Raw genomic sequence first — 17,655 nt, forward strand, 5'->3', positions numbered from 1 at the left:
ATTCCAAAGGTGAAAGGGTTTACGAGGAAACCAGCTCGGATGCGCCATTGGCCTGATTGGCCAGAAAATGCGCCGCAATCTTGTCCAGAACCGGCCCTCGAACCTCGGGTGCTTCCATCAGCACCTCGTGTTCACCATCCGGGATTTCGATCAGCGTTCCGTTGGGCCAATTGGCCATGCGCGCACGAATTGCCTTGCGGTCAACGATTTGCTCATGGCTGCCCAGAAATGTCAGGCAGGGTGTTTTTGGGGCGGGCTGTTCCATCAACCAAGCACATTCATCCAGCGACTCGCGCAGCCACAGATTTGATGGGGCACCCAGCGCAAGTTCAGGATGCTCATTCAACTGATCCTGCATCATCCGGTACATGTCTGGATCACGGGTCAGCATATTGCCTTCGAAAGGTTGCGACAGGACATAACTTTTGAGCGTCGTGGTGGGGGGCGTCCGCTCGCCCAGGCCAAGTGCTGTGCCCCAATAGGCTGTCACGCGGCTTAGGGGTTTCATGACCGGGGTGAAGAAAATTCCCCACATCGGGCCCGTGAAGGCACACGCGGCAAAGCAGCCATTCTCGATGACGGCACGCAACCCGATTGCACCGCCCATCGAATGCCCGACCACGTACCATGGTTTTGGCAGGTCCAGCGCGCTTGCAAGTTTCAGGGTGACCTGAACGTCCTGCTGGTAATCGGTGAACTGATCGACATGTCCGACCCGAGCATCGTCCAGCAACCGATCCGCAAGACCCTGACCGCGCCAGTCGACAGCCAGCATGGCGAACCCACGCTCTACGAATTCGCTGGCAGTATTGCCGTATTTTTCTATGTATTCCGTGCGTCCCGGAAACATCATGACAGTGCCATGTGCCTTTCCGCCCGGAAGCCAGTGAGCAACGCGGATGCGTTTTTGATCCGACGTCGTCAACCAGTGGGCCTTTCCACCGGCGGGGCCGCCGGCCACGTCTTCAAACAGGGGGGCCGGCGAGAACTCCATCAGGCCAGTACCGATGCAAGTTTCATGGCAACACCCATGTCGCCATCAATGCTCAGCTTGCCGGACATGAACGCACCTGTAGGGTTCAATTCACCGCTGAGGATTTGTTCGAACGTGTCGGCATCCGCGCTGAGGGTGACATCAGCATCGTCGTCGCTGACCCGCGCACCGTTAGAATCCAGGACAATGGCACCCAGATCGGCGATATCAAACTTGGCCGAGGCATCAAACGCGCCGCCTTCCAGTTTTTCATTCAAAGCGGCGGCTGCCTTTTCAAGAGTCTCGCTCATGTTTTTCCTCATATTGTTAGTGCGCCGTGAATGGACATCCCCGGTCGCAACGCTACACTGACTATTGTTATGAGCATTGCAATCTACAATCTCAAAGGTATCGTCGCGGCACTTTTTGTCCTAGTCACGATTTCCTCCACTTGCCTCGCGCAACAGGCGGATTTGCGCGATGAGGGCGAATTGCTGCAAAAACTTGCCCAATCGACGCCCGAGCAGGCCATTGCTCTGGATCGGCAGTTGCAAGCTCTGTGGGCCCAGTCCGGTTCAGCATCGGCCGATCTGCTGCTGGAACGTGGCCGTGAAGCGCTGGATGACGGTGACGTAGGTGCGGCGCTGGAACATCTGACCGCCCTGACGGACCATGCGCCCGATTTTGCTGAAGGCTGGCACCTGCGCGCTTCGGCCTTTTTCGGGATCGAACGGTTTGGCATGGCCGCTGCCGATCTGGAACATGCCCTGACCCTGAACCCCAACAATTACGAGGCAATCTACGGTTTGGGACTGATCTTTGAGGTTATCGGACAACCTGACAAAGCCTACGAGGCCTATTCACGGGCATTGGCTATACATCCCCACCACGAAGAAGTAACCAATGCGGTGAATCGACTGAAGCCGCAGATTGACGGCGCAGCGCTGTAAGGTCCGGGCAGGGGGCAAAGGTGAGCGGGTCATCCCGAATAGTGGCCGTTTTGGGCCCTACGAATACAGGTAAAACCCATTACGCAATCGAACGGATGCTGGGATACCGCACAGGTGTCATCGGTCTGCCGCTGCGTCTGCTTGCGCGTGAGGTCTATGACAAGATCGTCGCCATCCGCGGGCCATCGGTTGTTGCTTTGGTTACCGGCGAAGAGAGGATCGTGCCGCCTCGGACCCAGTATTGGGTCTGCACGGTCGAGGCGATGCCCGAAGGTATGGGCGCGGATTTCGTGGCAATTGATGAAATCCAGCTGTGTGCCGATCCCGAGCGCGGCCATGTCTTTACGGATCGCCTGCTTCGGTCGCGCGGAACAAACGAGACACTTTTCCTTGGCTCTGACACCATGCGCGGCCCGATTGCCGCGCTGGTGCCCGAGGCGCAGTTTGTCCGACGCGAGCGGATGTCGCAGCTGGTCTATTCCGGTTCGAAGAAACTCAGCCGGATGCCGGCCCGCAGCGCTATTGTCGGGTTTTCGGTCGAGAATGTGTATGCCATCGCGGAACTTTTGCGCCGCCTTAAAGGTGGCGCGGCGGTGGTCATGGGGGCCCTGAGCCCACGGACGCGGAATGCTCAGGTGGAACTTTATCAAAATGGCGAGGTCGATTACCTGGTCGCCACAGATGCCATCGGTATGGGCTTGAACCTGGATGTAAACCACGTTGCATTTTCATCCCTGACCAAATTCGACGGGCGGCGGATGCGCCCGCTGGCCCCGAATGAGCTGGCCCAGATCGCAGGCCGGGCCGGGCGCGGGATGTCGGACGGCACCTTTGGCGTGACCGGAGAGGCACCGCCGCTGGACGAAGGTGTCGCGCAAGCAATCATGGACAGCCGGTTTACGCCGATGAAAAAGCTGAACTGGCGGAATGCCGCTCTCCGGTTCGGTTCGATTGATGCGCTGATCAGCTCGCTTGAGGTCAGCCCGAGTGACGAACACCTGATCAAAGCCCGCCCTGCTGATGACCTGAATGTGTTGAAATCGCTGTCACAACAGGCCGAGATTGCCGCCCGCGCAAGTGACGGTCCATCCATCCGATTGCTGTGGGATGTGTGCAGAATCCCTGATTTTCGCGGCATCAGCCATGCAGAGCACGCCAGCCTGCTGGAAGTGATCTATGGCCACCTGCACGAACGCGGCAGTATTCCCGATGATTTCATGGCCCGGCAGATACGGCGGATTGACCAAACCCATGGGGATATCGATGCGTTATCCAAAAGGTTGGCATATATTCGCACCTGGACATATGTTGCGCAACGAAACGGTTGGGTGCGTGACGAATCACATTGGCGTGACGAAACGCGCACTGTAGAAGACAGGCTGTCTGACGCACTACATGAGCAACTGACTCAAAGATTTGTGGACCGGCGTACATCGGTTTTGTTGCGGCGGCTCAAGCAGAAGGAGGCCCTTTTGGCCGAAGTAAATGACAAGGGTGAAGTGACCGTCGAAGGCGAATTCGTCGGTCGTCTGGAAGGGTTCCGGTTCAGCCCGGACAAAAGCGCGCAAGGAACCGAGGCGAAAGCGCTCAAATCGGCATCCCTGCAAGCACTCGCGCCGCAATTCCATCTGCGTGCCGATCGCTTCTACAATGCGCCCGATACCGAAATTGATTTCACCGATCAGGGTGGCCTGATGTGGGGCGAATATGCCGTTGGCAAATTGGTTGCCGGGGCCGAACCTCTCAAGCCCGTGGTCGAGGTTTTTGTGGATGAGGCCGCCGGTCCGGATGTTGAACAGAAGGTGCGGCGCCGGTTGCAGCACTTCATCGACCGCAAGATCGCTGCGCTGTTCGAGCCATTGCTAAATCTGTCGCGCGATGAGGAACTCAACGGGCTGGCCAAAGGATTTGCCTTCCGCATGGTCGAGGCGCTGGGTGTTCTTCCGCGCGCCGGTGTCGCGCAAGAGGTCAAGGATCTGGATCAGGACGCCCGCGGCGCCTTGCGCAAGCACGGTATCCGGTTTGGCCAGTTCACCATCTTCATGCCGCTCTTGCTGAAGCCCGCACCGACGCGTCTGCGCCTGGTGTTGTGGGCGCTGTATGGCGGTTTGCAGGAATTCCCCGAAGCACCGCCTCCGGGGTTGGTAACAGTGCCGGTCGCCAAGGATGCACCGCAGGGTTACGATACCATGTGCGGCTACCGCGATGCGGGCGACCGATCGATCCGTATCGATATGCTGGAACGTCTGGCGGACATGCTTCGTTCGGAAGATAGCCGTGGCGGGTTCGAAGCCAAGCCGGATATGCTGTCGATCACTGGCATGACGCTTGAACAGTTTGCAGACCTGATGCAGGGGCTCGGCTACAAAGCCGAGCGCGGCGAGCGTGACAAGGTCAAACCGGCCCCGGTAGAGCAGCCTGAGACAGAGGCGGCTGAACAAGCCGTTATCGATGAGACGCCAGCACCTGACACGGCCTCAGAAGAGGTCGCCGCGCCAGCCGAGGCCACCGAAAGCACTGAGGCGGCAGCAGAGGTCGTCGCAGAAGGTCAGGTTGTGGAACCTGCGTCGGATGAACCCGAGGTTGAAGTGTTCTACACCTTCACCTGGGGTCGTCAGCGCCAGCCGAACCGTGGCCCGCGCCGCGAGCCGGGGCAGGGCAAGGGGAAACCACGGGGCAAACCGCAGGACGGCCGTGGCAAACCGCACGGCAAGAAGGGCGGCAAGCCGCAGGGTGCCAAGACCTTCTCGTCACGGCCACCGAAAAAGGAAAAGGCCATTGATCCCGACAACCCGTTCGCCGCAGCGCTTATGGGTCTGAAGGACGGCAATTGACGCAAGATGGCCGAGGCCAAACTGCGAATTGACAAATGGTTGTGGCAGGCGCGGTTCTTCAAGACCCGCAGCCTTGCCGCCAAACAGGTCAGTGGTGGCCATGTCCGGCTGAATGGAAACCGGGTGCTGAAACCGGCGCAGACCGTGGCCCCCGGTGACGTTCTGACCTTCTCGCAGGGCCGCATTGTCCGCGTTATACGTGTGGAAAAACTGGGGGAACGCCGCGGTCCGGCGCCCGAGGCGCAAACGCTGTACTTTGATATGACCGAAAAGCAGGAAGCGCCTCCTGTAAATCCGGGTTTCGAGGGAAAAGGTCGACCAACCAAGAAAGATCGACGCGCTATTGATCTTTCTCGCCCGGAAGATCACTGATCCTGTCTTGAAGAGCGGGCCAGACTGAATTAGCTAGTCGCTCAAACCGCAAACAGGAATCCGACCATGACCTATGTAGTCACCGAAAACTGTATCGCCTGCAAATACACCGACTGTGTCGAAGTGTGTCCGGTGGACTGTTTCTACGAAGGTGAAAATACGCTGGTCATCCATCCTGACGAATGCATTGACTGCGGCGTGTGCGAGCCCGAGTGCCCCGCCGACGCGATCCGCCCCGATACCGAGCCAGGTATGGAGGAGTGGGTTGAGTTCAATCGTAAGTATTCCGAACAATGGCCGGTGATTGTCACCAAGAAAGACCCGCTGCCAGATGCGGAGGAGCGTGACGGTGAAGAGGGCAAGATGGAGAAGTATTTCTCGGAAGCGCCCGGCGAAGGCGGCTGAGTGATTCGTTCCAAGCGGCCTGTTTTGGCATAAAGACCGCGGCACAACCTGTTGAATGCAGGTTGAATATAATAAATTCCCGTAAGGTAAACTTTCGGGCGTCGTAAATTTGTGATATACTATATCTACATGATGACCGAGATTGGGATGCGCTCCGTAAGTATGCTCACTTTGGAGTTCTGAATTTGTGACAATATCGCCGCCTGACGGGGCTGAGACAGTCCCCGCATGTGGTGCTTTTGTTGTCCGTGTCCCGTCCGCTAGCAAGGAAAAAACTGAATGACAAAGTCGAAAAAGCTCGAGTTCCGCCCGAACGACTATGTTGTCTACCCCGCCCATGGCGTGGGCCAGATTATCTCGATCGAGGAACAGGATGTCGCGGGATTCTCGCTTGAGCTGTTCGTCATCTCATTTGAGAAAGACAAGATGACGTTGCGCGTTCCGACCAACAAGGTAACCGAGTCCGGTCTGCGGTCGCTCAGCTCGCCCGATGTGATCAGCCAGGCGATGAAAACGCTGAAAGGCAAGGCCAAGGTGAAACGCGCCATGTGGTCCCGTCGCGCACAAGAATATGAACAGAAGATCAACTCGGGTGATCTGATCTCGATCGCCGAAGTGGTCCGTGACCTGCACCGCACCGATGATCAGCGCGAGCAGAGCTATTCCGAGCGCCAGCTGTATGAAGCTGCCTTGGAGCGTCTGACCCGTGAGGTCGCGGCTGTTTCAGGCGCTGGCGAGGTGTCAGCCGCCAAACAGGTTGACGAGGTTCTGACCTCACGCGCTGCCTGATCGAAGGTACATTGACAATACGGGCCGCTCCAAATTTGGGGCGGCCTTTTTCGTGGCTTGGTGAATTGTTCAAGTGGCGCTAATTTCACTGTGTATGCAGCAGATTACCGGACGCACATGAAGCAGACTGTGAAATACCTGTACATCGGACACGACCCTGTTTCGGTCTGGTTTAGGTATGCGCTGATCCTGTTCGATGTTGCGACAATCATTTTCTTTGTCGGGACGGCGCACATCCCGCATGGGCCGGGCTTAACCGTTGCAAGCCAACTGGTCGGTGTGCTGATTTTTCTGGATTTCTCTGCGCGGCTCTGGATCTCAAAAGACCGCTGGAGATTTTTGCGCCAGATTTACACAGTGGCGGATATCGTGGTCATCCTCTCGCTGGTGCTTGATCCGTTTTTGACAGGCAACCTCGCTTTCCTGCGGATTTTACGTGCCCTGCGTCTGATCCATTCATATCACCTGCTCTGGGATCTGCGGCGCGACAGCCGTTTTTTCCGCACGCACGAGGACGCAGTTATTGCGGCGATCAACCTGCTGGTCTTTGTTTTTGCCACCTCGACGGCCGTTTTGGTATTTTTTATCCCCGAAGACGCGCAAACGCCTTACATAGACGCGCTGTATTTTACCATGGCGACGCTCACCACGACCGGGTTTGGCGACATCACTTTGGTCACACCGGGCGGCAAAATGTTTTCCGTCTTCATTATGGTCGTTGGCGTAGCCTTGTTCGTCCGGCTGGCGCAGGCGATTTTCGCGCCACAGAAGGTCCGCCACAAATGCCCCAGCTGCGGGCTGTACCGGCACGACCCCGACGCCGTGCATTGCAAACATTGCGGCGATACGTTGCGAATTGAAACCGGGGGCGCGTCTTAGATCTGGGCGCTGATGGCAAGCAGAAATGTGATTTCCGCCAATTGTTGTGATGCGCCCAGAATGTCTCCGGTTTGACCGCCGATCTTGGTCTTCGCGACGAGCCCCAAAACAGCGACGATCAAAGCCGCGAAGAGTATCGCGGTAAGCGCCAGACTTCCGCACAAGCTGTAAGCGACCAGAATCGCGATGCCCACAGCGATACAGGCTGATCCTGCGCCGGGGGTGCCAACTGAATGGCTCAGGCCCGACTTTCTGGCGTTTGGAAGAAGAACCATTAGAGCTGGCATCAGGGCGCGGGAAAATACGCAAGCTGCAACAACCATCCAGATCGGACCAACAGCCAGCATGGTGGAAATCGCGGATATTCGTAAAATCTGCGAGATCATCAAGGCAAGCACGCCGTACGTTCCAATCTGGCTGTCCTTCATGATCTCCAGCCGACGTTCAGCGGTGAAACCGCCCCAAAGCCCGTCGAACGTGTCGGCCAGACCATCCTCGTGCATAGCGCCCGTCAACAGGATCAGTACCGCGACCAGCAACGAGGCTGCGACAAACGGGGGCAGTTGAAACCCCATCGCCAGCCAACCGGTCAGGCATGCCAGCCCGCCAACGACCAGCCCAACCAGTGGAAATGCCCATACCGATTGTGCCTGCCGGGCAAACACGGCTTTGGGCAAACGGGGCAGGGGCAGGCGGGTCAACAGCACCAGGGCCAGCGGAACATCCCACAGGGAAAACGGTTTGGTGTCGTTTTTTTGCACGCCCGTGCCTTTCGGGGTCTTGTTGGTTTCGATCCTTCGGTTAAACACGCAGGACCACTCTGATGCAATGAGGCTTTCATGCTGCCTGAACTGAATGATTTGAACACGTTCCGTGCTGTCCTGGCGGGGGCTCCGGGCCCGGATGCCGCTGCGGTGCAGGGCGCGGCCGAACGAAATGGACAATTGACCAAACCCCCTGGTGCGCTTGGTCGGCTTGAGGATCTTGCGGTCTGGTATGCAGGATGGCGAGGGGACGCCCGTCCACAAATCAGCGCGCCTCAGGTCATTGTGTTTGCCGGAAATCACGGTGTTAGCGCGCAGGGTGTTTCGGCCTTTCCGCCGGAAGTAACCGTGCAGATGGTGATGAATTTCGAACATGGCGGGGCGGCGATAAATCAGTTGGCAAGGGCGGCAGGCGCGAAGATGGATGTTCACGCGCTGGATCTGGACAAGCCGACCGCGGATTTCACCCAAACCCCCGCCATGACAGAGGATGAGTTGCTGGCCGCGTTGCGCACTGGCTGGCTGGCCGTTGATCCGCAATCCGATCTTTTGGTGGTCGGCGAAATGGGGATTGGCAACACCACCCCGGCTGCGGCTATTGCCTGCGCGCTGTTTGGTGGCGACGCGTCCGATTGGACAGGGCGCGGAACCGGTGTGGATGACGCCGGTCTGGTCAACAAAACCCGTGTCGTGGCCGAGGGCGTCGCGAAACACACGTCGAATGATGGTCTGGACATCCTGCGCTGTCTGGGTGGGCGCGAGATTGCTGCGATGGCGGGTGCAATTGCTGCCGCGCGGGTGTTGCGCATCCCGGTGATCCTGGACGGGTTCATCTGTTCGGCCGCCGCAGCCTGCTTATGGAAGCTGTCCGATGGCGCGCTGGATCATGCCGTGGCAGGCCACCAAAGCGCCGAAGCGGCCCATGGTGCCGTGCTGGCAAAATTGGGTAAAGAGCCGTTGCTGAGCCTTGGCCTGCGGTTGGGCGAAGGGTCCGGCGGGGCCTTGGCGATCAACATTCTGAAAAGTGCCGTCGCCTGTCATTCCGGCATGGCTACCTTTGCCGAAGCTGGGGTTTCGGACGGCTAAACCCGCACCTGACCCGGGCAAAGGCCTGGGTCAGGCCGATTTCTTGGCGTGCTCTTCAGCCAGTTCCAGCAGCGCGGTTTCCAGATCCTTTTCCAGCGCCTGCGAACGCTCGATGTATTTCTTGTTTTCGGCGATTGGCATTCCGGGGACCCAAAGCTCGGCCAGATCGCGCACTGCCTTCCTGTCATGGTGGTAAAACGTCTGTTCAGCCTGGGCTGCTTCGTATTCACTCAGTCCGATATTCTCCAGAACATAGCGACCTGCGCGCAGCGAACTGTCGAACATTTCCCGCACGATGTCATTGGCACCCGCCTGATACAACTCGTATACATGGGTCCGGTCGCGGGCGCGGGCGATGATGTGAAGGTCAGGACGCTGCCGTCTGGCATAGCTGACAAGCCGTGTGACTTGCTTGTGATCATCCATAACGGCGACAAGAACGGATGCTTTGTCCAATCCCGCCGCGCGCAACAGTTCCGGCCGAGTGGGATCGCCCAGAAAGCCTTTGACGCCAAATCGGCGCATCAGCTGAATCGTTTCAATATTGTGGTCCAGAACGACTGTCTTGAAACCGCTGGCCCGCACCAGCCGGTTGACGATCTGACCAAAGCGACCAATGCCGGCGATGATGACCGGGCCCTTTTCGTCAATCACGTCAGGTTCAGGGCTGGCCGCGGAATCGCCAATCTTCCGCGACAACGCATCGTAGACGATGAAAAGAAGAGGCGTGATTAACATCGTCAGAGCAACGATCATTAGCAGTTTCTGCGACAGGTCGGGCGGAATGACATTCTGTTTCGTCGAAAATGCCAGCAGGACAAAACCGAACTCACCAGCCTGCGCCAACCCAAGGGTGAACAACCAGTGATCACGTCCCCGCAGTTTGAAGGCCTTGCCCACCAGAAATAGGATGATCCCCTTGGCAAGTATCACAAGCAGCGCCAGTCCAATCAGGTCCAGCGGGTCGTTGAAAAAATAACCGAAGTCTATTCCGGCACCGACCGTGATGAAAAACAGCCCCAGAAACAATCCTTTGAACGGCTCAAGGTCGCTTTCCATTTCATGTCTGAATTCAGAACTGGCCAGAACAACGCCTGCCAGAAACGCGCCCAAGGCAGGTGACAGGCCGACCAGTGTCATCAGAAACGAAATGCCCACGACGATCATCAGCGCCAGTGCAGTGTACATCTCGCGCAGACGGGTTGCGTGGATGAAACGAAACAACGGTCTTGTCAGGTAGACACCGGCCAGAATGACAAACACCACCGCGCCGATTGTGACAAGGGTAACGGCCCAGCCCGGCAGCCCTTCAACCAGCGACAAACTGTGATCGCCTGCGCCATGTGATCCTCCAGCCCCCCGGTCAATCGATCCATCTGCTTGGAAACGCGGCATGGCGGGTAGCGCCAGCAGTGGCAACAAAGCCAGAATTGGGATCACCGCGATGTCCTGCGTCAACAGAACCGAAAATGTCGCGCGGCCGCCGTTTGTCTGCATCAGGCCTTTTTCTGACAGGGTTTGAAGAACGATCGCGGTCGATGAAAGCGAAAGGGTCAACCCCACCGCCAGAGCAACCGACCATGGATGGTTGGCGTACATGGCCACGGCAGCAATCGCGACTGTTGACAGCAACACCTGCAAACCGCCCAGACCCAATAGCTTGTCGCGCATATCCCATAAGGCGCGTGGCTCCAATTCCAGACCAATGAGAAACAGCATCATCACCACGCCAAATTCGGCCACATGCTGAAGATTTTCGGTTTCCGCTCCGACTAACCCCAGTACGGGTCCGATTATGATCCCGGCTGCAAGATAGCCCAGCACAGATCCCAACCCCAGTCTGGCAGACAGGGGAACGGCAATGACTGCCGCTGCCAGATAGATCGAAGCCTGGTATAGAAAGTCGTCCATGTGTGTCCTCGGAACCTTTTCAGGTGGGAAGGGGGGCGTCGCGTTTAAGTTGATCCATTACAATCTGGCTCTGTACTCGTGCAACGGCAGGATGCGGCAGGATCACCTGATGTAGCAAGCTGTTGAGGGCGGACAGGTCGTCACAGTAGATGTGCAGCAGATAGTCTGCCTCACCCGTCATCGTCCATGCGCTGGTAATCTCGGAGCGGGTGTCGACCATGCGGGCAAAGCTTGCGGATTGCTCGGGGCCATGGGTGCCCAGATGCACCTGAACGAACCCCTGCACCTGCAGGCCCAGTTTCAGCGGGTCCAGCCGGGCAGCGTACCCGGTGATGTACCCTTCGACTTCAAGCCGCTGTCGGCGGCGTCCCGCTTGGCTGGGCGACAGGTTCAGCATTTCACCCAGTTGATGGGCCGTCAGATGCGCGTCTTTTTGCAGCGCGGAAAGCAGTCGCTTGTCGGTTGCATCCAGCATGTGCGGAAAAATCCTGGTTTTATTAACTTTTATGCGCGTTTTGCGCGTCATCTTGCAGTTTATACGAAAACAATGCGCAGAAACAGCGTCAGAAAAGTCGTATTTTTGAATCAGCAAAGAAATTCCTGTTTTCGTAGGAGACGCCCATGGGTCCTTTCCCGCACAATGCCCCGAAATCCGTGATCAGCGAAGAAAACCCTGCCGGTACAGATGGGTTTGAATTCGTCGAATTCGCCCACCCAGAACCGCAGGAGCTGCGTGACCTGTTCGCAAAGATGGGGTTTGATCTGGTGGCCCGCCACAAGGAAAAACCCTCTGTCGAGCTATGGCAGCAAGGGGATGTGACGTATATCCTGAATGCTGACCCGGACAGTTTTGCGGCTAAGTTCGTGGCCGAACATGGGCCCTGTGCGCCGTCGATGGGCTGGCGGGTCGTGGACGCGCAAAAAGCGTACGAACATGCCGTGTCAAAAGGTGCGGAACCTTACGACCACGCTGACAAAACCATGAATGTGCCTGCGATCAAGGGTATTGGCGGGTCGCTGATCTATTTCATTGATCAGTACTACGACACATCGCCCTATAATCAGGAATTCGAATGGATCAAGGAATCCAAACCTCGGGGCGAAGGGTTCTTCTATCTCGATCACCTGACGCACAATGTCTACAAGGGCAACATGGACAAGTGGTTCAAGTTCTATGGCGACCTGTTCAACTTCTGTGAAATTCGTTTCTTTGACATTCAGGGAAAATTCACCGGCCTTTACAGCCGTGCGCTGACATCACCCTGCGGGCGCATCCGTATTCCGATCAACGAGGACCGCGGCGAGACCGGGCAGATCGTGTCTTACCTGAAGAAATACAAAGGTGAAGGCATTCAGCATATCGCGGTTGGTAGCGATGACATCTATGCCTCGACCGATGCCATTGCTGAAAACGGCCTGAAGTTCATGCCGGGTCCGAATGAAGCTTATTACGAGATGTCCAGGACCCGCGTGGTCGGTCATGAAGAGCCGCTGGACCGGATGATGAAACACGGCATCCTGATCGACGGTGAAGGTGTCGTTGACGGGGGCGAGACGCGCATTCTGTTGCAGATCTTCTCGAAAACGGTGATTGGCCCGATCTTCTTCGAGTTTATTCAGCGCAAGGGTGATGATGGTTTCGGCGAAGGGAACTTCCAGGCGCTGTTTGAATCCATCGAGCGCGAACAGATCGAAAGCGGCGAGATTTCCGCGGCTTGATCCAAATGAACCAATAAGTCGGGGGCGGTTCTGCTGCCTCTGACGTGCCTGTCTACAGGTGATCGGTCACAGCTTTGAGCGCCTATGTCAGCTGCGCGGCATCGCCAGGGTCACGTTGCGACCTTTCTTTTGATAACGCAGTTCACTGTCACTGATAGCAATGACCTTGCCGCCGTCAATACTGTCCCCAACTTTCAGTTTTTTGTAGCGCCCGCTGGGAAGCCGAACTAAAGCGCGCCGGTTTGCGGGCGTGCCGTAAACGCCGATCAGATTCAGGCGACGCAGATTGATCGCGTTATCGAGCGTAGCCTGGCGGGCTACAGATGCGGTTGTGGGAATCTTGGGTGCAACCGATTTCGCCTGAAACGATCCGGCGTCGTCTGAACTCTGGTCCAGCGCGGCCGTTGATCCAAGATTGGAGTTACCAGAAGCAGGTGCCTTTGCAGTAACAAGACCCGCCGGGCGCACTCTGGGGCGCGGGACGCGAACAACGGCCAATGCGGTTGGCGTCTCGTCGATTTCTGTGCGCGCTTGCAAACTGTCCGGGCGTGCTTTGGGTCGCTTCGTCGAAAGCTCTGCCAGCGACCGCCCCCCCAATTGCCCGCGCTCGAAGCTCTCGACAAGATCTGCGGGGCGAGGTTTGGGGCGAAGACCGGCCAGTCTTTCGTCGACCTCGTCAAGTACGGGTTCGTCTTCGAAACGCACTGGCGTCGCTGGAGGAACCTTCGGTGGCCGGCCCTGATAAATGACAATCCCATCCGGGTTCAGCGTCCCTTCCGGCGTGGGCGTTACCAGCCCGCGGTCATCCAGATTGAACCGGGCTCCTGCAATGCCATGTTGCACGTCCCGAACGAAGGGTTCGTCGGTATCGAAACTGGAAGCCGGGGGCAGGGCAACCGCATCGCTGGACAGGTCGGATTTGTCAATCGACGTCAGATACAACTCGTCCGGCTCCGGAGCTTCTGGCACGTCCAAAGCGGCCGGAGGCGTTACATTCACACCGGAGGCAGCGCTGATATCCTCATTTGCCTCGGGGTCCTGAGCCACAGATTCAACAGGGGTCGGGGCCACCTTGAGCGCCTCAAGGATTGCCGCGTCGGTAGGCGTGAGTTCCGGTTGTTCTTCGGCTTCGGCGTCAGTAGGTTCTGGTGTTGGGGGCACGTCCCTGTCCAGAGCAGGCTCAGGTGGCAAGTTTTCCGGGGGGGCAATTGCCGCAACTTCGGGCACTATCGGTGGCAGGGCGTCGATATCCGGCGCGGAAACACCTGTCTCGGTTGGAGTTGGGCTCAGTGCGACCTGATCTGTTTCTCTACCGCTGTCCAAGGCCAGCCAAACGCCGAAAGCGCCACCAAGAAGAAGCGCCGCGGCAAATGCCGGGATAGCAAAACGCGGTGCCTGCGCTTTCGTAGTCGCAAACTTATTGTCAGGTGTTTCGGGGGTCAGAAACACGTTTGGTGCCGCTGCGCCTGCAATGGGATGCGCTGGTTTCCCAGCGGATTTTGCCGGTTCGGGCTGCTCTGTGTTTTTTACCGACAGCGGGGGCTCTGTTGGGCGGGTTTTCGATGCGCCCGAACGTTCTGTGAACAATGCCTCTCGGGGGAATGCGTCTGCGTCTTCCTCGGCGCAAAACAAAACCGGTACGAAACCATGGTCCGAGGCAAAGGCCCGCGCCTCGCTCAGCGTTTCCTGCGCAACAGCTGCAACATAGGTGGTGCCGCCTTCGGTCTGATAGTCGTAACTGAGTTCGGACAAAGCGTAAGGCGTTGCGTCGGCAAGTGCGCTCTCGATACGTTCGACCGTGTCTTCGGGGGGTAAGTCATCGGTTGCAACCTGAAGGTATCGAACCTGTTCGGAAGGCAAAACAAGCTTGCAGCTCAGGTCGTTTTCCAGCGCAAAGGCGTTTTCCCGCAAAACCTGCATCTGACCGGACAGGTCCGGCGAATCCAAAGGAATCGAGCCGATAACGAACCATTCGTCATCCGAGTGATGATACAATGATATTCCGGTCGCAGAAAAAGACAGCGCAAAGGCAGGTTTCATAATCCGCAGGAACCATAATTATCAACGTCGATGCAAACACCTTGGCGTTCGCAGACCGACATTAAAGCAGGAACTTGCCGAGGGAAAGAAAAAGGCAAACTCTCCTCTTGTATGGCAATGCATCGCCGACCCATCTTTAATGCAAGCAAATCGGAGTGATAACATTGAAGACATTCGCTTTTCTGGCCGCGATGATGGCCGCAACGACCGCTGGACTTGCCCATGCGGAAGAACGTCGCATCACCGTTGACGCAACCGGAACCATCGAGGTTGCTCCCGATATGGCGACGATCACATTGGGTGTAACAAATGAAAATGCCGAGGCTTCGGCAGCGATGCAGGCCACCTCGGACGCAGTTGAGAAGGTTCTTGCGCGCCTGACCGGGATGGGGATTGAAGACCGCGATATTCAGACCCGCGATCTGTCGCTTTCCCCTGTTTGGTCCGGGCGGCACGGGCAGAATGGGGAAACACCGGAAATTTCGGGGTTCGCAGCCTCGAACCGCGTGTTTGTGCGTGTGCGTGATCTGTCCAAGCTTGGAAGCATCATGGATGCGGTCATTCAGGATGGCGCCAACGATTTTGGTGGATTGAGCTTTGGGGTGCAGGATACCAAACCAATCGAAGCCCAAGCGCGCGCGCAAGCTGTCGGCGAAGCTATGGCCAAGGCCGAGCAGCTGGCACAGGCGGCGGGTGTAACCCTTGGCGCGGTGCAAACGATTTCGGAACAAACGGGGGGCGTGCGCCCGATGCCCGAGATGCGCATGATGAGCATGGCTGACGCAGGGGGTGTTCCTGTCGCAGGTGGTGAGGTTTCGGTGTCTGTCAGCGTCTCGATGGTGTTCGAGATCTCGGAATGAGTTCAACCTGTCGCGCGGGCCGTCAGCGGTTTTCGTTGCTGGCCCGAAGCGTCGAAATTGTCGGGTGACAACCAGGCCTCGAAAGCATCACGGATGCGTGGCCATTCGGTATCTATGATTGAATACCAGGCAGTGTCGCGGTTGCGCCCTTTGTAGTGGGTTGCTTGGCGAAACACGCCTTCGAAGGTAAACCCAAGCCGCTCTGCCGCACTGCGCGACGGACCATTCAGCGCGTCGCATTTCCATTCGTAACGCCGGTAACCCAGTTCATCGAACACGCGCCGCATCATCAGATACATGACTTCGGTTGATTGTGGTTTGCGCTGAAGCAGGGGTGAAAAGTGGATATGCCCGACCTCAATCGCTCCGGCGGCGGGTGCTATCCTGAGGTATGAAGCCATGCCCAATGGTATGTCATCACCGTCCAGAACAGTATGGAACATCGGGTCCGCATCCATGCAGTTGGCGCGCGCCCAGTCTTCGAACTCAGACTCGCCAGCAAACGGGCCGTAAGGCAGGTAGGTCCAGTTGCGGCCATCCGTGTCCTTTGCAAACGCCCGGAACAGTCCGGGCGCATGCCTGTTCACATCAAGGGGCACGACAGAACAATACCGGCCCACCATCGGCGTATTGGGTGGCGTCGGGCGTGGAAAGTCACCCGAAACCGGTAAACCGATAGGCTGGCCAAGGTTGTTTGTGTCGTGCTGGGTCATGGTCAGGCGGTTGCTTTGGCCAGGGCTTGATCAAGGTCGGCAATCAGATCGTTCACGTCCTCGATCCCGATGGACACGCGCACCACGCCCGGACCTGCGCCTGCGGCTTCCTGCTGTTCCGGGGTCAACTGACGGTGCGTGGTCGATGCCGAATGAATGATCAGCGAGCGCGCGTCGCCCAGATTGGCTACGTGGCTGAAGATTTCCAGCGCATTGACCAGCTTGATACAGGCGTCATAGCCGCCCTTCACTGCAAAGGTGAACAATGCGCCTGCACCACGTGGATACTGAGTCTTCACCCGATCCTGATAGGGTGAAGAGGGCAGCCCGGCATAGGTGACGTAGTCCACGCGATCATCCGCTTCCAGCCAGGCCGCGATTTTTTGCGCGTTTTCAACATGACGCTCCATCCGCAGCGATAGGGTTTCGATCCCCATCAGCGTGTAGTGGGCTGCCTGCGGGTTCATGGTCATGCCCAGATCACGCAGACCGATGGCGATGCCATGGAAGGTGAAGGCCAACGGGCCAAAGGTCTCGTGGAACTTCAGTCCATGATAGGCCGGTTCGGGTTGGCTGAGCGAGGGGAACTTGTCATTTGCCGACCAGTCGAACTTGCCCGAATCCACGATGCAACCGCCGGTGACCGTACCGTTGCCGGTCAGGTACTTGGTGGTTGAATGCACGACCAGGGTCGCGCCGTGATCAATCGGGCGGCACAGATAGGGCGTGGCCGAGGTGTTATCGACGATCAGCGGAATGCCCGCCGCATCAGCCGCGTCCGCCAGCGCACGGATATCCGTCACATAGCCGCCGGGATTGGCGATGGACTCGCAGAAAATCGCACGGGTATTCTCATCGATTGCGCCCTTCACCGCGTCCAGATCATCGGTGTCGACAAACTTGGCAGACCAGCCAAAACGTTTGATCGTCTGGCTGAACTGCGTGACCGTGCCGCCATACAGACGGGTCGAGGCGACCACGTTGCAACCCGGACCCATCAGCGGGAACAGCGCCATGATTTGGGCCGCGTGCCCGGACGAACAGCAAACAGCACCAACGCCACCTTCAAGAGTTGCCACGCGTTCCTGAAGAACGGCCACAGTTGGATTGGTCAGGCGGGAATAGATAAAGCCTACCTCTTGCAGGTTGAACAGGGCCGCTGCGTGATCTGCATCGCGAAACACATAGGCTGTGGTTTGATAAATGGGTGTCTGGCGCGCTCCGGTCGCCGGGTCGGGGCGGGCGCCCGCGTGAATTTGCAACGTGTCGAAACCGTAGGTGGGGCCGTCAGACATCTTGAAATCTCCTGTTGGAATTTGTCTTGCGAAATCTGTAGGCCATTGCCCGCCTGCGCACAACG

17 protein-coding genes are annotated in these 17,655 nt (G+C 57.6%); 9 read left to right on the forward strand and 8 right to left on the reverse strand.

Annotated features, from left to right (window positions below; genetic code table 11):
* Positions 1-19: 19 nt before the first annotated feature.
* Both ACR0J7_RS00070 and ACR0J7_RS00075 read right to left on the reverse strand, forming a co-directional pair.
* Positions 20-994: an alpha/beta hydrolase gene (locus tag ACR0J7_RS00070; protein WP_480565210.1), complete on the reverse strand. Its 975-nt coding sequence runs from the start codon at positions 992-994 to the stop codon at positions 20-22.
* Positions 994-1,284: an SCP2 sterol-binding domain-containing protein gene (locus ACR0J7_RS00075; protein ID WP_209504212.1), complete on the reverse strand. Its 291-nt coding sequence runs from the start codon at positions 1,282-1,284 to the stop codon at positions 994-996. The genes ACR0J7_RS00070 and ACR0J7_RS00075 overlap by 1 nt, the downstream gene beginning before the upstream one ends.
* 69 nt (positions 1,285-1,353) lie before the next feature.
* On the opposite strand from ACR0J7_RS00075, the gene ACR0J7_RS00080 reads away from it, so the two are divergent.
* From ACR0J7_RS00080 to ACR0J7_RS00105, 6 genes are all read left to right on the forward strand, one after another.
* On the forward strand, positions 1,354-1,923 hold the full coding sequence (locus ACR0J7_RS00080; RefSeq protein ID WP_480505551.1) for a tetratricopeptide repeat protein: 570 nt from the start codon (positions 1,354-1,356) through the stop codon (positions 1,921-1,923).
* Between the two features lie 20 nt (positions 1,924-1,943).
* Positions 1,944-4,757 (forward strand): helicase-related protein, encoded by a 2,814-nt coding sequence (locus ACR0J7_RS00085; protein WP_480912937.1) that lies wholly within the window; start codon positions 1,944-1,946, stop codon positions 4,755-4,757.
* 6 nt (positions 4,758-4,763) lie between these two features.
* On the forward strand, positions 4,764-5,129 hold the full coding sequence (locus ACR0J7_RS00090) for an RNA-binding S4 domain-containing protein (RefSeq protein ID WP_480485946.1): 366 nt from the start codon (positions 4,764-4,766) through the stop codon (positions 5,127-5,129).
* A 66-nt stretch (positions 5,130-5,195) separates the two neighbouring features.
* Complete coding sequence (fdxA, locus tag ACR0J7_RS00095; protein WP_170616129.1) at positions 5,196-5,534, forward strand: ferredoxin FdxA; 339 nt, start codon at positions 5,196-5,198, stop codon at positions 5,532-5,534.
* A 279-nt stretch (positions 5,535-5,813) separates the two neighbouring features.
* Positions 5,814-6,323 carry a CarD family transcriptional regulator gene (locus tag ACR0J7_RS00100; protein WP_209504207.1) on the forward strand — a complete coding sequence of 170 codons (510 nt, stop codon included), beginning with the start codon at positions 5,814-5,816 and terminating at the stop codon, positions 6,321-6,323.
* A gap of 117 nt (positions 6,324-6,440) precedes the next feature.
* Positions 6,441-7,202 carry a potassium channel family protein gene (locus tag ACR0J7_RS00105; protein ID WP_480481368.1) on the forward strand — a complete coding sequence of 254 codons (762 nt, stop codon included), beginning with the start codon at positions 6,441-6,443 and terminating at the stop codon, positions 7,200-7,202.
* Here ACR0J7_RS00105 and cobS read toward each other — a convergent pair.
* Entirely contained in the window at positions 7,199-8,011 is an 813-nt protein-coding gene (cobS, locus tag ACR0J7_RS00110; RefSeq protein ID WP_480912939.1) for an adenosylcobinamide-GDP ribazoletransferase, read from the reverse strand. The genes ACR0J7_RS00105 and cobS overlap by 4 nt on opposite strands.
* A 30-nt stretch (positions 8,012-8,041) precedes the next feature.
* Here cobS and cobT point away from each other — a divergent pair, with 30 nt between their 5' ends.
* Positions 8,042-9,052, forward strand: coding sequence for a nicotinate-nucleotide--dimethylbenzimidazole phosphoribosyltransferase (cobT, locus tag ACR0J7_RS00115; protein ID WP_480505547.1), 1,011 nt, complete (start codon positions 8,042-8,044; stop codon positions 9,050-9,052).
* 30 nt (positions 9,053-9,082) lie between these two features.
* Here cobT and ACR0J7_RS00120 read toward each other — a convergent pair whose 3' ends face one another.
* Entirely contained in the window at positions 9,083-10,963 is a 1,881-nt protein-coding gene (locus ACR0J7_RS00120; RefSeq protein ID WP_480565201.1) for a monovalent cation:proton antiporter-2 (CPA2) family protein, read from the reverse strand.
* A 19-nt stretch (positions 10,964-10,982) separates the two neighbouring features.
* The gene (locus ACR0J7_RS00125; RefSeq protein ID WP_480565199.1) at positions 10,983-11,438 is read right to left on the reverse strand and encodes an Lrp/AsnC family transcriptional regulator; all 456 of its coding nucleotides are present in this window, start codon (positions 11,436-11,438) and stop codon (positions 10,983-10,985) included.
* A gap of 146 nt (positions 11,439-11,584) precedes the next feature.
* Here ACR0J7_RS00125 and hppD point away from each other — a divergent pair, with 146 nt between their 5' ends.
* Positions 11,585-12,682, forward strand: coding sequence for a 4-hydroxyphenylpyruvate dioxygenase (gene hppD / locus ACR0J7_RS00130; RefSeq protein ID WP_480912941.1), 1,098 nt, complete (start codon positions 11,585-11,587; stop codon positions 12,680-12,682).
* A gap of 87 nt (positions 12,683-12,769) precedes the next feature.
* On the opposite strand, the gene ACR0J7_RS00135 is transcribed toward hppD, so the two are convergent.
* Positions 12,770-14,722 carry a hypothetical protein gene (locus tag ACR0J7_RS00135; RefSeq protein WP_480912943.1) on the reverse strand — a complete coding sequence of 651 codons (1,953 nt, stop codon included), beginning with the start codon at positions 14,720-14,722 and terminating at the stop codon, positions 12,770-12,772.
* Positions 14,723-14,877: 155 nt separating this feature from the next.
* On the opposite strand from ACR0J7_RS00135, the gene ACR0J7_RS00140 reads away from it, so the two are divergent.
* A complete protein-coding gene (locus tag ACR0J7_RS00140; RefSeq protein WP_480772587.1) occupies positions 14,878-15,582 on the forward strand; it encodes an SIMPL domain-containing protein in 705 nt (234 codons plus the stop codon).
* Positions 15,583-15,584: 2 nt separating this feature from the next.
* Here the strand turns inward: ACR0J7_RS00140 and ACR0J7_RS00145 are convergent, their stop codons facing one another.
* Positions 15,585-16,295, reverse strand: coding sequence for a GNAT family N-acetyltransferase (locus ACR0J7_RS00145; RefSeq protein ID WP_480505537.1), 711 nt, complete (start codon positions 16,293-16,295; stop codon positions 15,585-15,587).
* Positions 16,296-16,297: 2 nt separating this feature from the next.
* Complete coding sequence (locus tag ACR0J7_RS00150; protein WP_480912945.1) at positions 16,298-17,590, reverse strand: O-acetylhomoserine aminocarboxypropyltransferase/cysteine synthase family protein; 1,293 nt, start codon at positions 17,588-17,590, stop codon at positions 16,298-16,300.
* Between the last annotated feature and the right edge of the window lie 65 nt (positions 17,591-17,655).

The organism is Ruegeria sp. O4, assembly GCF_056535125.1.